The sequence below is a fragment of the Pseudoalteromonas sp. P1-9 genome (assembly GCF_001399975.1).
Lineage (GTDB): Bacteria > Pseudomonadota > Gammaproteobacteria > Enterobacterales > Alteromonadaceae > Pseudoalteromonas.
In genome coordinates this window covers 25,286-40,436 of sequence record NZ_LKBD01000040.1, presented here as the reverse complement: position 1 = coordinate 40,436, position 15,151 = coordinate 25,286, and the positions used below count along the sequence as shown (strand labels likewise).

12 protein-coding genes and 1 tRNA gene are annotated in these 15,151 nt (G+C 40.7%); 12 read left to right on the top strand and 1 reads right to left on the bottom strand.

Features of this window, described 5'->3' with window-relative positions:
• The first annotated feature begins 2 nt into the window (after positions 1-2).
• From AN214_RS18520 to ihfA, 6 genes are all read left to right on the top strand, one after another.
• A tRNA-Leu gene (locus AN214_RS18520) sits at positions 3-89 on the top strand.
• A 95-nt stretch (positions 90-184) separates the two neighbouring features.
• A complete protein-coding gene (locus AN214_RS18515) occupies positions 185-1,240 on the top strand; it encodes a DUF2066 domain-containing protein (protein WP_054981058.1) in 1,056 nt (351 codons plus the stop codon).
• Complete coding sequence (gene hda / locus AN214_RS18510; RefSeq protein ID WP_054981057.1) at positions 1,240-1,947, top strand: DnaA inactivator Hda; 708 nt, start codon at positions 1,240-1,242, stop codon at positions 1,945-1,947. The genes AN214_RS18515 and hda overlap by 1 nt, the downstream gene beginning before the upstream one ends.
• Positions 1,948-2,340: 393 nt before the next feature.
• Positions 2,341-3,321 carry a phenylalanine--tRNA ligase subunit alpha gene (gene pheS, locus AN214_RS18505; RefSeq protein ID WP_054981056.1) on the top strand — a complete coding sequence of 327 codons (981 nt, stop codon included), beginning with the start codon at positions 2,341-2,343 and terminating at the stop codon, positions 3,319-3,321.
• 13 nt (positions 3,322-3,334) lie between these two features.
• Positions 3,335-5,722 carry a phenylalanine--tRNA ligase subunit beta gene (pheT, locus tag AN214_RS18500; RefSeq protein ID WP_054981055.1) on the top strand — a complete coding sequence of 796 codons (2,388 nt, stop codon included), beginning with the start codon at positions 3,335-3,337 and terminating at the stop codon, positions 5,720-5,722.
• A gap of 3 nt (positions 5,723-5,725) precedes the next feature.
• Complete coding sequence (gene ihfA, locus AN214_RS18495; protein WP_010559935.1) at positions 5,726-6,022, top strand: integration host factor subunit alpha; 297 nt, start codon at positions 5,726-5,728, stop codon at positions 6,020-6,022.
• Between the two features lie 112 nt (positions 6,023-6,134).
• Here the strand turns inward: ihfA and AN214_RS18490 are convergent, their stop codons facing one another.
• The gene (locus AN214_RS18490) at positions 6,135-6,926 is read right to left on the bottom strand and encodes a DUF2989 domain-containing protein (protein WP_054981054.1); all 792 of its coding nucleotides are present in this window, start codon (positions 6,924-6,926) and stop codon (positions 6,135-6,137) included.
• Between the two features lie 248 nt (positions 6,927-7,174).
• Between AN214_RS18490 and AN214_RS18485 the strand changes: the two genes are divergently transcribed.
• From AN214_RS18485 to AN214_RS18460, 6 genes are all read left to right on the top strand, one after another.
• Positions 7,175-8,620: a glyceraldehyde-3-phosphate dehydrogenase gene (locus AN214_RS18485; protein ID WP_010559937.1), complete on the top strand. Its 1,446-nt coding sequence runs from the start codon at positions 7,175-7,177 to the stop codon at positions 8,618-8,620.
• 123 nt (positions 8,621-8,743) lie between these two features.
• A complete protein-coding gene (locus AN214_RS18480; RefSeq protein WP_054981053.1) occupies positions 8,744-9,871 on the top strand; it encodes a M14-type cytosolic carboxypeptidase in 1,128 nt (375 codons plus the stop codon).
• Positions 9,872-10,086: 215 nt separating this feature from the next.
• Positions 10,087-11,763 carry a sodium:alanine symporter family protein gene (locus AN214_RS18475; protein WP_054981052.1) on the top strand — a complete coding sequence of 559 codons (1,677 nt, stop codon included), beginning with the start codon at positions 10,087-10,089 and terminating at the stop codon, positions 11,761-11,763.
• A gap of 50 nt (positions 11,764-11,813) precedes the next feature.
• Positions 11,814-12,137, top strand: coding sequence for a hypothetical protein (locus AN214_RS18470; protein WP_010559940.1), 324 nt, complete (start codon positions 11,814-11,816; stop codon positions 12,135-12,137).
• A gap of 1 nt (position 12,138) precedes the next feature.
• Positions 12,139-12,420: a YeaC family protein gene (locus AN214_RS18465; protein ID WP_010559941.1), complete on the top strand. Its 282-nt coding sequence runs from the start codon at positions 12,139-12,141 to the stop codon at positions 12,418-12,420.
• Positions 12,410-15,103: a DUF349 domain-containing protein gene (locus AN214_RS18460; RefSeq protein WP_054981051.1), complete on the top strand. Its 2,694-nt coding sequence runs from the start codon at positions 12,410-12,412 to the stop codon at positions 15,101-15,103. Before AN214_RS18465 ends, AN214_RS18460 begins: the two co-directional genes overlap by 11 nt.
• The last annotated feature ends 48 nt before the right edge of the window (positions 15,104-15,151 follow it).

The window sequence follows — 15,151 nt, the reverse complement described above, 5'->3', positions numbered from 1 at the left end:
ATGCCCGGGTGGTGGAATTGGTAGACACAAGGGATTTAAAATCCCTCGTCAGTAATGACGTGCCGGTTCAAGTCCGGCCCCGGGCACCACTTTATATCAAATTTAATTCCTTATAATTCTAAGCATATTTTTAGCTAAATTTACTTTGCTTTGCATCATCTGATGTTTTAGGATCAGACCCACGATGGAATACAAGTTTAACACTTTGAAAAACGCACTGATTTTTACTTTATTACTGGTTTTCAGTAAGGCTCTTTTAGCCGTTGAAGTGACCGATCTTTATCAATATAAAGCGGTAGTTGATGATAAATCTCAAGCGCAGCAGCGCCGAGCAAACCGTGTTGGTTTTATTGGTGTGCTTGAAAAAGTATCGGGTCGCAGTATTGATAAATCACACCCTGCAATTGGTGATGCGTTTAAAAATCTGTCTCGCTTTGTACTCAAATACGAGTATGAAGAGTCTTTATACCAAACGTATTTAAAAATTAGGTATCAGCCGCAATTAATTGACGGCGTACTTAATGAGATGGAAATCCCGATTTGGGGTAACCGCAGACCGCTGACGTTAATTTGGCTTGCAATTGAAGAAGACGTGCAACGTTCCTTAGTCACCAAAGAAGACTACCCACAAATTTTTCACTTGCTCGATACCAATAGTAACAATGCAGGTTTACCAATTGTTATGCCGTTACTTGATCTTGAAGATCGCATGAATTTAACGGTTACAGATGTGTGGGCTAACTTTCCGCAGCAAATTTTAAATGCCTCGCGTCGTTACGAACCTGAAGTCATTGTGTCGGCAAGGCTGTATCAACGCGAGAATGTATGGCACCTGGATTGGCAGTTTACCAACCAAGGTACATTCCAATTACACCAGCTAAAGGGTGACAAACTCACGATTATCGGAGAGCTTGTTAGTAGTATTTCAACGCAAATAGCCAAGCAGTATGCATCACTTGGTGAAATTGAAGTTGCGAGCAGTGTGTCAGTACGCTTTTTTGGTGTAAAAGGCATTAAACAGCTTGAGGCGTTAAAAACTCGCTTACGTACGCTTACCCAAGTTGATGAATTAGATATAAGTTTCCGTCAGGGGGAAAGAGTGGATTTAGTGCTATATCTAAATGCACACGTAGATAGCTTGAAAAAAGCGCTACAATTGGATTCACAATTTGAGATTATTTTTGATCCATTTAGTCATCAAAATACACAACAACTTGAGTATCAGTGGCTAAGCCAGTAATGAGTGAATATCAACAAATGGCGTTGCCGGTAACATTGCCGGACGACGAAACATTTATGAGCTTCTTTGGCGGAGAAAATTCCCATGTTGTTAAACAACTTGAAGTGGGATTAACACAACTTCACACAATGCCATTTAATTATGTGTACTTGTGTGGTTTTTCCGACTCAGGTAAATCACATTTACTGTACGCAACGTGTATTCGTGCACAAGAGCTCGGCTTATCGTGTTTTTTGTTATCCTGTAAAGATCTTGCTTGGCTTGACCCACACGTACTTGACGACTTAGAAAAGCTCGATGTTATTTGCATTGATGATATTCAGCAAGTTGCAGGCGATCCACTGTGGGAAAAAGCGCTATTTAATTTTTTCAATCGCTTCAATAGTGAAGGGAAAATGTTAGTAGTTGCTGGGGATTTACTGCCTAATATGCTTAATATTGCATTGCCAGATCTCGAATCGCGACTCAACTGGGGCACCACTTTTCAAATCCGCTCGATGAGTGATGATGACAAAGCCGAAGCGTTAGTAAAACGTGCGAAAATGCGTGGCCTAACACTCACTGAAGAAGCTACACGTTTTTTATTGTCGCGCGTTAGTCGTGATATGCGTGCGTTACTGGATATCTTAGATAAGCTTGATCACGCTTCAATCGTTGAACAGCGCAAGCTTACCATTCCTTTTATTAAGTCTATTTTGGATCTTTAAGCTAGTTTGGCACGTTTTGAAAAATCGTGCTCTTGCCTTTTTATTTGTTGCGCAGCTATCGATGCGGGCGAAATGCAGCAAAAACGGTGTTGAAAATCAAAATATAAACCCGCTATTTATTGATTCTTCGTCTTAGTTCTAAATTGTTTTTTATCGTAATATGCGACCACTAAATTAGTGCAATCGAAATAAGCCCAAAAAAACCACCTAAAATTAACAATAACGTGCCTTTTTAACCATTATCGCTCTAGTAAAAACAATTGTTTTTCGGGTATCATAATGGGCTAATTTTTATTAAAAAATGTTACGTTAATCGATAGTTAAACGTTACGAGAAATCAAGCCAACTCAATGTAATATTGAGCTGGTTGGCAAAAACGAGTGAAAAGCCCTTATGAATTTAGAAGCAATCTTGGCTGAAGCCCTTGAAGCTGTTGAGAAAGCCAGTGAAATCGCTCATTTAGAAGATGTGCGCGTAAATTACTTAGGTAAAAAAGGCGAGATTACTAGCCTATTGAAAAGCTTAGGTAAAATGGACCCAGAAGAACGTAAAACTGCAGGTCAGGTAATTAACCAGGCAAAGCTGCAAGTTCAAGAAAAAATCAATGCGAAGCGCGAAGCGCTACAAGAAAAAGCATTAGCAGAGAAGCTAGCAAAAGAAACTATTGATGTGACGCTACCGGGTCGTACTCAACCGACTACGGGTCTACATCCTGTAACACGTACTATCGAACGAATTGAAAGCTTTTTTGGTGAGCTAGGTTTTGCTGTTAAATCTGGTCCGGAAGTGGAAGACGATTTCCATAACTTTGACGCGTTGAATATTCCTGAGCACCACCCAGCACGTGCTGATCACGATACCTTCTATTTTAATCCTAAGCTGGTATTGCGTACGCAAACAAGTGGTGTACAAATTCGTACTATGGAAGCGGAACAGCCGCCACTGCGTATCATTTCACCGGGTCGTGTATACCGTAATGATTACGACCAAACGCATACGCCAATGTTCCATCAGGTAGAAGGCTTGATGGTTGATAAAAACGTAAGCTTCACAGAGCTTAAAGGGATTTTGCACGATTTTTTACGTAACTTTTTTGAAGAAGATATGGAAATCCGTTTCCGTCCTTCGTACTTCCCATTCACTGAGCCATCAGCAGAAGTGGACGTGAAAGGTAAAAACGGTAAATGGTTAGAAGTATTAGGCTGTGGCATGGTTCACCCAAATGTACTTCGCTCTGTTGGCATCGATCCTGAAGAATACACAGGTTTCGCATTTGGTATGGGCGTTGAGCGCTTAACCATGCTGCGATACGGCGTAAATGACTTACGTGCATTTTTCGAAAACGACTTAAAATTCCTAAACCAATTCAAGTAAGAGTGAAGTAACAATGAAATTTAGTGAAAAGTGGCTAAGAGAATGGGTAAACCCAGCAATTGATACTGATGCACTTTCTGAGCAGCTGTCGATGGCAGGCCTTGAAGTGGATGGTTTAGACGCTGTTGCCGGTGATTTTTCAGGCGTTGTTATTGGTCAAGTGGTTGAATGTGGCCAACACCCAGATGCAGACAAATTACGCGTAACTAAAGTAGATGTTGGCGAAGACGAACTACTTGATATCGTATGTGGTGCTGCAAACTGTCGCCAAGGTTTAAAAGTAGCGGTTGCTAAAGTCGGCGCGGTATTACCGGGCGATTTTAAAATTAAGAAAGCAAAATTACGCGGTCAACCTTCTCACGGCATGTTATGTGCGTTTGAAGAGTTAGGCATGGCTGAAAGCTCAGACGGCATTTTAGAATTACCTGAAGACGCTGTAATTGGCACAGATATTCGTGAATACTTCGGATTAGATGATGTCACTATTGATGTTGATTTGACGGCAAACCGCAGTGACTGCCTTGGTATTAAAGGTCTGGCACGCGAAGTGGGCGTATTAAACAGCCTTGACGTTACTAACGTTGAAATTACGCCGGTTACACCGACAATTGATGACAAAATTGACATCGAATTAGTTAATCCTGAGTCATGCCCTCGTTATTTAGGTCGTGTAATTAAAGGCATTAACCTAAATGCTGAATCACCACTTTGGATGGTAGAGAAATTACGTCGCAGTGGTATTCGTTCAATTGATCCTGTTGTTGATATAACAAACTACGTATTACTTGAACTTGGTCACCCAATGCACGCGTTTGACTTAAACGCAATTGAAGGTGGTATTAAAGTACGTAACGCAAATCCAGGTGAAGAGCTTGTATTACTAGACGGCAATACGGCAAAGTTAAAAGAGAACACGCTGTTAATTGCCGATAACCAAAAAGCACTTGCGATGGCTGGTATCTTCGGTGGTGAGAAATCAGGTGTTACCGAAACAACACACGATATCTTATTAGAAAGTGCTTTCTTTAGTCCGCTGGCAATTGCAGGACAAGCGCGCAGCTATGGTTTACATACGGATGCATCGCACCGTTATGAGCGTGGTGTTGATTACAAACTTCAGCATGACGCAATGGAGCGTGCAACCCAGCTATTACTTGATATTGTTGGCGGTGAAGCAGGCCCTGTAGTTGAAGCAGTTTCAGAAGCGCACCTACCAAAAGCTAAATCAGTGACATTACGTCGTGCACGTTTAGACCGTGTAATTGGTTATCACATTGATGATGCAACGGTAACAAATATTCTTACTCGTTTAGGTCTTACAGTTAGTTTTGAAAATGACACTTGGCAAGCTGATGTACCAAGTTACCGTTTTGATATTTCAATTGAAGAAGACTTAATTGAAGAAGTAGCACGTGTATTTGGTTACAACAATATTCCAAATGTAGCACCAACAGCGAAATTGGCGATGACAGATCACCAAGAAGCAGTGCTGCCGCTTAAGCGTTTTCGTAACGAGCTCGTTAGCCGTGGTTACCAAGAGGCAATCACCTACAGTTTTGTCGATCCAAAAGTACAAAACTTGTTACACCCAAGTGCCGATGCGCTGGTATTACCGCACCCAATTTCAATTGAAATGTCGGCGATGCGCGTAAGCTTATTACCAGGCTTATTAGGCTCTGTGGTATATAACCAAAACCGTCAGCAATCACGTATCCGCCTTTTTGAGTCAGGCTTAAAGTTTGTTAAAAACGATGCCGCTGAAAATGGTGTTGAGCAAACGCAAATTATTGGTGGTGTGATTTACGGTAATACCCATAACGAACATTGGGGTATCGCATCAACACCGGTCGACTTTTTTGATGTAAAAGGCGACGTTGAAGCACTGTTAAACCTAACTGGTGATATGGCGAATATTTCGTTTGTTGCTGAGCAAAATGAAGGTTTACACCCAGGTCAATCAGCTTCGATTATAAGAAATGGTAAAAAAATTGGTTACTTAGGCTGTATTCACCCAGAAATACAGTCTAAACTAGGAATTAACAATCAAGTTTTTGCCTTTGAAATCGAGTTGTTAGGTTTAGAAAACCGTGTTTTACCTGAAGCGGTTGAGGTTTCTAAGTTCCCATCTAACCGACGCGATATTGCGATTGTTGTTAAAGATTCGGTAAATGCTGGTGATATTTTAGAGTCAATTAAAAAAGTTGGCGGAAATCAACTAGTTGACCTAAACTTATTCGACGTGTATAAGGGCAAAGGAGTTGAGGCTGATCACAAGAGTTTAGCGATTGCATTAACACTGCAAAATTCAGAGCGAACCCTTGAAGAGAAAGACATCAACTCAATTGTAGACTTAGTGGTGGCCGAATTGGCTGAACAATTTAACGCATCGTTGAGGGACTAGATTATGGCGCTTACAAAAGCCGACATAGCTGAACACCTATTTGTAAAACTTGGTATTAACAAAAAAGACGCTAAAGACCTTGTCGAAAGCTTTTTTGAAGAGATTCGTACTGCACTAGAAGCAGGCGAGCAAATTAAGCTTTCTGGCTTTGGTAATTTTGATCTTAGAGATAAGAAAGAGCGTCCGGGGCGCAACCCTAAAACGGGTGAAGATATTCCAATTTCTGCACGCAGAGTTGTTACATTCCGCCCAGGTCAAAAACTGAAGACACGCGTAGAAGTTGGTACCAGTAAAGACTAACCAAGCGTATGTATGAAGCCAATTCGAAAAAGCCTGCTTAATGCAGGCTTTTTTATTTGTTCTTTTCTTTATTACAATTACAAGCAATCGAATTTTACTTGATGTGAAAACCTTACCGCGGCGAGGTGAAATTACCGTCTTCAATACGCGATAGGGTATCTGCCGCAAGATTTGCAAGCTCACCTAATGATTTACCTTGATTAGTAAGTTCATATTCAAGCGGGGCTAAGTCAATATTTTGTACGCCAGCTTCTTTTGCTACTAATGCCCAAATATAAGAAAGCTTATGCTCTTCCATTTGATAAAACATATTTGTTAGTGCCGTGTAGATTTCTGGCTTGGCTTCGTTGCCAGCAGGGTTTAACTCAAGCGCATGGTAAAGCTTATCTATTGCCAAATCGCTATCAAACTTAGTGTAGTAAGTAGCTAATTTGTATTGGAATTCAGACGTTTCTAACTCACGTTTTTCATCCATTGCAATCAGTGATTGAATGGCGCCTTCATCACCATTTCGTGACCAGTGATAGAATAGCAGGTGCGGATATTGTGAATTTCGTGTCTCTTTCGATAAACGGTTTATCTCTTTTAGTGCAGTGAGGTGACCATTTACGCGCGACGTGGTTTTTTCTTTTAGTTTAATGTGTTCAATGCTAGCTGCTAACTCAACACATTTCGCATAATCGTGAAATGCGCTGAGTAGTTTGTATTTAGTTGCATCATCAGGCGTTTTTGATTCTGCATAGCGCCCTAAAATAACGTCGGCACGCTCGGTATTACAATGGCTGTCGGTGTTAAGATCGGCGCAAAACTGGCTATTTTCGTCACAAATTTCACGAATACTTTTGGCATTGTCGCAGCCAACGAGAAGAGAAAGCAAACAAAGTGCAGATAGTTTTTTTAACACAATTTAATGACATAACTACAATAGGATGTTCTAAGCTTAGCGAATCCTTTGCTTAAATGTAATAGTGCATTGGTCATAAATCGCATATATTTGTTTTCGCTCAAGGAGATTATCGGTACACGGCAAAAGTCTGGTATTGAAATGGTGGAAAAAACAATGTTTTTCAATTAGAATGCACGCGTCTAAAGCACTTCTCACAATTAACGCTTTAGGCTATCCGTTCAAAATTTTACGTTTAGGTAGACAAAATGACCTCATCTCACGAGCAAGATTATCTGAATAGCTGGCAGGAACGCCAAGACTTCGCTGAAAGCATGCAACCAATTATTGGTAAGCTTTACCGTAACCGCGGCATCGAGATTGCCATCTACGGTCGTCCACTAATTAATGCAAGCACAATCGACGTTATTAAAGCACACAAAACTGTTGCACAATTTGAAGACAGCAAATTACGTCTTCGCGAAAGCTTCCCGTTTTTAGAAGCTATCGACAAAATGGAACTGACTTCAGCACGTATCGATTTAGGTAAACTAGCTTATGCTTATATCTATAAAAATGCGGGTGAAGGTCGTTCAATCGAAGAGTACCTAGCAGCAGAATTAGCTGAAATCCACAATAAAGAAGACAAAATTGAACCGCGCGACGTAGTACTTTACGGTTTTGGCCGTATCGGTCGCTTATTAGCACGTCTTCTAATCGAAAAAAGTGGTCCTCACACAGATTTACGTTTACGTGCAATTGTTGTACGTGGCGGTAAAAAAGGTGACCTTGAAAAGCGTGCAAGCTTATTACGCCGCGATTCAATTCATGGTCCTTTCAATGGTTCAATCACTGTTGATAACGAACGTAACGCAATTAAAGCAAACGGTAGCTACATTCAAGTTATCTACGCTAACTCGCCAAGCGAAGTAGATTACACGCAATACGGCATTGAAAATGCACTTGTAGTTGATAACACAGGTATCTGGAAAGACGAAGATGGCCTTGGTCAGCATTTAGCGGCAAAAGGTGCGTCAAAAGTACTTCTTACAGCACCAGCTAAAGGCAATATCAAAAACGTTGTTTACGGCGTAAACAACAAAGATATCCTGTCTGAAGATACAATTATCTCAGCAGCAAGCTGTACAACAAATGCGATTACGCCAACGCTAAAAGCATTAAATGACAAGTTCGGTATTAAGAACGGTCACGTTGAAACAGTTCACTCGTACACGAACGACCAGAACTTAATTGATAACTATCACAGCGCTGAGCGCCGTGGCCGTGCTGCGGCACTTAACATGGTTATCACGTCAACGGGTGCTGCAAAAGCAGTATCTAAAGCATTACCTGAACTTGAAGGTAAGCTTACGGGTAACGCTATTCGCGTACCGACACCAAATGTGTCAATGGCAATTCTTAACCTTAACCTTGAAACTGCAACATCAGTTGAAGAGTTAAACGAATTCTTACGTGAAACGGCACTTTACTCAGATTTACGTGATCAAATCGATTACACTGCATCTACTGAAATCGTATCAACTGACTTAGTTGGTAGCCGTTATGCAGGTGTTGTTGATTCACAAGCAACGATTGTTGATGGTGATCGCGTAGTACTTTACGTTTGGTACGATAACGAGTTTGGTTATAGCTGCCAGGTTGTTCGCTGTATGCAAGATATGGCTGAAGTAACACACCCAAGCTTACCTCGTTAATCTAATTTTTTATCTAAAAGCCGGCCATTGTGCCGGCTTTTTTATTCAATTACTCGCATATTGTTTCAGCCCACTCGTTATTTTGATAGGCTTAAAGCTATTGTGCGTTAGGGAACACAGTTTATGAGAATTACAAGCCAATTCGATAGCGGTAATATTGAGGTACTTAGCCTTGAAAGCCGTGAAGATATTCAATTAAAAATTAAAAATGACAACCAGTCTGAATTTTTCCAGTGGTTTCACTTTAAATTAGAATCACAAATTGATTTATTACATCGTTTGACGATTGTTGATTTAGATAAATCAGCGTACCCAGAAGGGTGGGTTGATTACCAAGCAGTTGCATCGTATGACCGTCAAACATGGTTCCGAGTACCAACTAAGTTTGAAAATAACCAATTGGTTATCGAGTTTACACCAGAGTGCGAACAAGTATATTTCGCATACTTTGCACCATACAGCTATGAGCGTCACCAAGACCTACTTTCTTGGGCGCAGTCACACGAAAGCTGCACCATCGAAACATTAGGTGAAACACTTGATGGCCGAGATATTAGCGTATTACAAATCGGCGAACCTGCTGACGATAAGAAAATAATCTGGATGATCGCCCGTCAGCACCCTGGTGAAACCATGGCAGAGTGGTTTATTGAAGGTGTGCTTCACAAACTATTGGATGACGAAGACGCACATGCCGCTGCATTATTAAATAAAGCGGTTTTCTATATTGTGCCAAATATGAACCCAGACGGCAGTGTACGTGGTCACCTTCGTACTAATGCAGCGGGCGTTAACCTAAACCGTGAATGGCAAACACCATCAATCGAAAAGAGTCCAGAAGTGTATTTTGTACGCGAAAAAATGTTCGCTACCGGTGTTGATATGTGTCTTGATGTACACGGCGATGAAGCTATTCCGTTTAACTTCTTTGCGGGCAGTGAAGGCATTCCACGTTACGATGCGCGCTTAAAAGACCTAGAAGATAGCTTTAAAGCGGCGATGTTTGTTACTACACCAGAATTCCAGGATGAACATGGTTATCCAAAAGATGAACCAGGTCAGGCAAATTTAACTGTGGGTTCTAGCTGGGTAGGCCAAGAATTCAATTGTTTGTCTTACACAATTGAAATGCCATTTAAAGATAATAATAATTTACCAGATCTTGATTACGGCTGGTCAGATCGCCGTTCGTATTCATTTGGACAAGACACACTTGCGGCAATCGTAAGTGTGGTAGATAAACTACGATAATAAAAATAGGGGAGCTTATACCAATTCACTTAAATAGCTGATCATTTTAGCGGGTTAAATATCATGCTAACTGCGTTAGAATTTATCAATGTAGAACAACTACATAAGATAAATTCCGCCTTGTTATCATTTCATTTCTCCAGCGCTACTTCTGATCACATACTTAACAGAATTGGTATTGCTCCCCAAAAAAATAATAACAAGAGGAACAAGTTGTGGAAGCATTTGGCAATTTTTTAGATATGCTAGATGGTATGTTAGGGAGCGCCTTTTGGTTTCCTTACGTGCTACTAGGGGTTGGTCTATTTTTTACCATTTACTTAAAATTTCCACAGGTGTTGTATTTTAAACACGCCTGGAAAATTGTAAGTGGTAAATACGATAAAAAAGAACACGAAGGTGATACGACGCACTTCCAAGCGTTAGCAACAGCGCTTTCTGGTACCGTAGGTACGGGTAACATCGGTGGTGTTGCACTGGCAATATCAATTGGTGGTCCAGCGGCGCTTTTCTGGATGTGGATGACTGCGTTTTTCGGTATGACAACCAAATTTGTTGAGGTAACGTTATCTCATAAATACCGTGTTAAAACAGAAGACGGCACTATGGCCGGTGGCCCAATGTACTACATGGACCGTCGCTTAAATATGAAATGGCTTGCGGTACTGTTTGCAATCGCAACCGTAATTAGCTCATTTGGTACCGGTTCACTGCCACAAATTAATAATATTGCCCAAGGTATGGAAGCAAGCTTTGGTCTTGAACCTATGCTAACAGGTGGTGTTTTAGCAATTTTACTAGCACTGGTTATTTTAGGTGGTATTAAACGTATTGCCGCAATTACCTCACGCGTTGTACCATTTATGGCAGCCGTTTATATTATTGGTGCGTTTGGCGTAATTTTTTATAACATAGAAAATATCGGCCCTGCATTTGCCTCTGTATTTACTAATGCCTTTACGGGTTCTGCAGCAGCAGGCGGCTTTATTGGTGCGTCATTTGCCTATGCGTTTAACCGTGGTGTAAACCGTGGTTTATTCTCAAACGAAGCAGGTCAAGGTTCTGCGCCAATTGCCCACGCCTCAGCGAAGGCGGATGAGCCAGTTTCTGAAGGTATGGTGTCAATTCTTGAACCGTTTATCGACACAATTATTATTTGTACGTTAACGGGTCTTGTAATTTTATCATCAGGCGCGTGGACAGAAAAATTTGATACACGTTTTGAACGTACCAGCATGGAGTTCATCGATGGTACGTATCATGAGCGTGTTGATGCGCAGCGCAATGAACTTTACGCGTATTTAAATGGTGGCGAGTCAAGCGTTAAGCCGTTTAATGGTACGCTAAATGTTGTTGAAGGTAAGGCTGTAAATCAAAACTTCACAGTGTTACACAATCGCTCAGTGGGTGAGAAAATTCGCTTCTTACTTGATGGCGACCACTTGCATACTGGTACAGTTATTATCAAAAAAGGTAAAATTGTTGATAAAAGTATCGTTGTTAAGGGTAAGTCGCTTGTACACTCAGCAGAGCTAACAACGCTTGCATTCCAGCGTGGCTACTTTGGTGAAAACGGTCAATACATTGTATCGATCGGTTTATTACTATTTGCGTTCTCTACGGCAATTGCATGGTCTTACTATGGTGACCGCGCAATGACCTATTTACTAGGTTCTCGTTCAGTAATGCCTTATCGCGTATTTTATGTCGCAGCGTTTTTCTGGGCATCATTTGCAGACACCACTTTAGTGTGGAAATTGGCGGCAGTTGCCATTGTTGTAATGACCTTACCTAACTTATTCGGCATTATGTTGCTGCGTAAAGAAATGAAACAGTCAGTAGATGACTATTGGGTGAAGTTTAAAAAAGACAACAGCCAAGAAAAAGAGTAAAATAGAAGGCGCCTTAAGGCGCCTTTTTTATTAGTTTAATGGAGCAGTAAATGGCGAGGATAAGTTGTCCAGCGTGTAGCAAACCGATTTCCGATAAACATAAAGTATGTCCACATTGTGATACTGCTGTAGCAGGGCTTGATGATCATGAAAGAGCTAGGCTCGCCAGTCGTCGTTACGTTAAGCGTAAGCAAGCGCTGCTCAATCAGTCATTTGTCGCATTGATTATTTTCTTAGGCGGTTTTTTGTACCTTTACTCACGAGAGCCAGCTGCAGATAGCATTGAACAAATGACAACCTATGGCGCCATTGCCGTGGGTTTTATCTGGTACCTTATTAACCGTATTCGCATCATTTTATTGAAAAAGTCTTAGCATGAACATTGAACACTTAGTTAACACCTTAACGCCAGAAATTTTCGAACGCCTTGAGTACGGCGCTGCAACTGGAAAGTGGCCAGATGGCACGCCACTGTCTGATGAGCAACGAGAGCAAACTGTTCAGCTAGTGATGTTGTACCAAGCAAAAGTAGCTAAAACCAATGAGCAATTCACGATTGGTGAAGATGGTCAGATGGTGCAAAAGTCAAAAGCAGAATTAAAGAAAGAATTCAGTCCTAAAAATGAGATCGCAAGGTTCGCGCAAGATGATATTTAGTAGTTTATTCACGCCGAAATGGAAAAGTAAAAAAGCATCAGATCGTTTATTAGCAATTAGCCAACTTGATGCCAATAAAGTAAAAGATAATACAATCTTAAACCAGTTAGCTAATAATGATGACGACGACAAGGTTAAGATTGCAGCATTAAAACGCATTAATGACATTAGTTTATGGTGGCAAACATATAAACAAGAAAACAGCCAGCCAGTTGTTAGTGCAGCTGAAAAAGAAATTTTTAATCAGCTTGAACAAAAAAAGCCAACTAACGATGAACTTGAGTTACTGGTAAAACGTTGTGATAAAACCCAACAATTAGAAGCGTTACTGCCACTAGTAAACGATTTTAATGTGCAAGTTTCGTTACTAAAGCGAATAGGTAAAAAGCCGTTAATCACAGATTTCTTTGCTCACGCCAGCGATTCGCAACAACTGGAGTTAGTTCCAGTTATGCAACAATATCAATTAGATAAAGCATTGTTAAAGCATGCAAAACCAGCACTTGCTGAACAACTAAAACAACAAGAAGAAACGCGTAAACGCGAAGCGCTTAAACCAATTGAGGTGAATAAGGCAAGTACATTAGTATTGGCTAAGCTAAACGCATTGCGCGATAAGTTTGATTTTGTAAAGTGCGATACCGAATACAAACAACTTGAAGCCCAGTGGCAGCAGCTTGAATTAGATTACTTGGACGATAAGCAAAGTGTGGTTGCTAAATACCAAGATATTACGGCAAAAGCACAAAAGCATTTAGTTGGTTTAAAAGCTAAGTTTGATGAAGAACAAGCGGCGAAGTTAAGACAAGATAAAATTAAGTCAGTAAAGCAAACAAGCGTAAGCTTGAAAGAACGCGGTGAAAATGCGCTAGATGCGCTATTGCTTGAACCGACGGCTGATAACGTATCAGCACTAGAAACGGCATTATCAGCAATGAATGCGCATCAAGCAGAGCTAGATAGCTTATCACAAAGCGATAGTGACTTTACTAAGTTCACTCAGCGTTTAACAGCGCAATGTGCTGGAATAAAACATGTTATTGAGTCATTGCCTGAGATTGCTGAGCAAGTTAATTTAGGTAAAACATTAATTGTTGCAAGTGACTTACAAGGGCTTGATGAAGCACAAGAAGCTAAGTCTCAGTGGTATAGCACCACGTCAGATATGCTAAAACAGTTACCAAAGCCGTTATTACAAAATTATCAAAAGCAAATGCGCGAAATGGATAAGTGCTGGAAAGCCTCGCACCAAGACCTGCTTAAAGAGGTTAAATCGTTACAACAGGATGTAACGAAACAGCTTAAAGATATCAAGCGTTTAATTGATGCTGGTCGCTACAAGGTGTGTTTTGGTATTTTTAAAGGCGTACAAGAAAATATTGAAAAGCTGCCTAAGTCATCGCAACAAAAGCTTGAATCAGAGTATCAACTTGTTGATCAAGAACTGACGAAAGTAAACGAGTGGCAACGTGAAATTAGTTTACCGAAGCGCCATGAGTTAATTGAAGAAGTTAAGCAGAAAATTGCACAAAATGATGCAGATATTGCCGAGTTAAGCCAATGGATTAAGGTAGCACGTAAACGTTGGAATGAACTTGGCTACATTTCAACGGATGAAGAAAAAGTACTGGATGATACTTTTAATCAACAGTTAGAAGTCGCGTTTACGCCGTGCCGCGAGCATTATGCTGCACTTGAAGCCGCTCGCGAGCAAAATGTTGTTAAACGTAAAGATCTGATTGCGCAATATAAAGCGTTAGCAGATGGCGTAAATACGCTAACACTAAAAGAGGTAGAAAAGCAGTATAAGCAGCTTAAGCAAAATTGGCGCAATGCAGGCGAAGTCGATAACAAAAATTATAAACAGCTGCTTGCAGAGTTAAAACCGGTTGATAACCAAATATTTGCGTTTATTAAAGCGGCCTATGCGGTTAATGCAGATACCAAAGCAAAACTCGTGAAAGAGGCTGAAGCTTGTTTAACAGACGATAATATTGAAAACGTGATTGAGCAATTAAAGTCATTGCAACAACGTTGGAAAGACATCGGTTTTGCCGGTAAAAAGCTTGAAAACCAGCTGTGGAATGAGTTTAGAGCAGTTAATGATCGTGCATTTTCATTGCGCGACAGCGAGCGCCAAGCCAAGCGAGAGCAGCAAGACGAGAAATTAGTTTCATTACAAAGCGAGTTCACGCGCATTACACAAGACGTTGAATTAGATAATGTTGATTCGCTAACAAATGCAATGTCAGCGCTTACGAATTTGCGTGATGAACTGAAGCAGGCCTATTTACTGAAATCTCAGTTATCAAATGAGGTAAGCAGTACGTTGACAGAGTATGCTGTAAAGCAAGAAATACTTAAAAACAGTAAAGATAAAGAAAAGCTAATTTCACTTTTTGAACAGCTTGAACAAGGTATCATTCCCGCGCCTTGGCAACAAAAAGTACCTAGCGAGTTAACACGTCAGCAAATTACTATTCGTATTGAATTATTAAACGAAATGGGTTCTCCAGAATCTGATGATGCGGTACGACTGAGTGAACAAGTAACATTGCTTCAAGAAAAAGTGAATGGTGCAGCGTTAGATAATGAAACCTTGTTAAAGCAGTGGCTTAGTAAAGGTGAAATTGACAGTGAATCGTTAGCGCTGTTAGCACGCATTAAACCAGCGTTTGTATAACGGGGGTTTTAACTCTAAAAATGGAGTAAAGTCCGTTTTAAAAAGCCA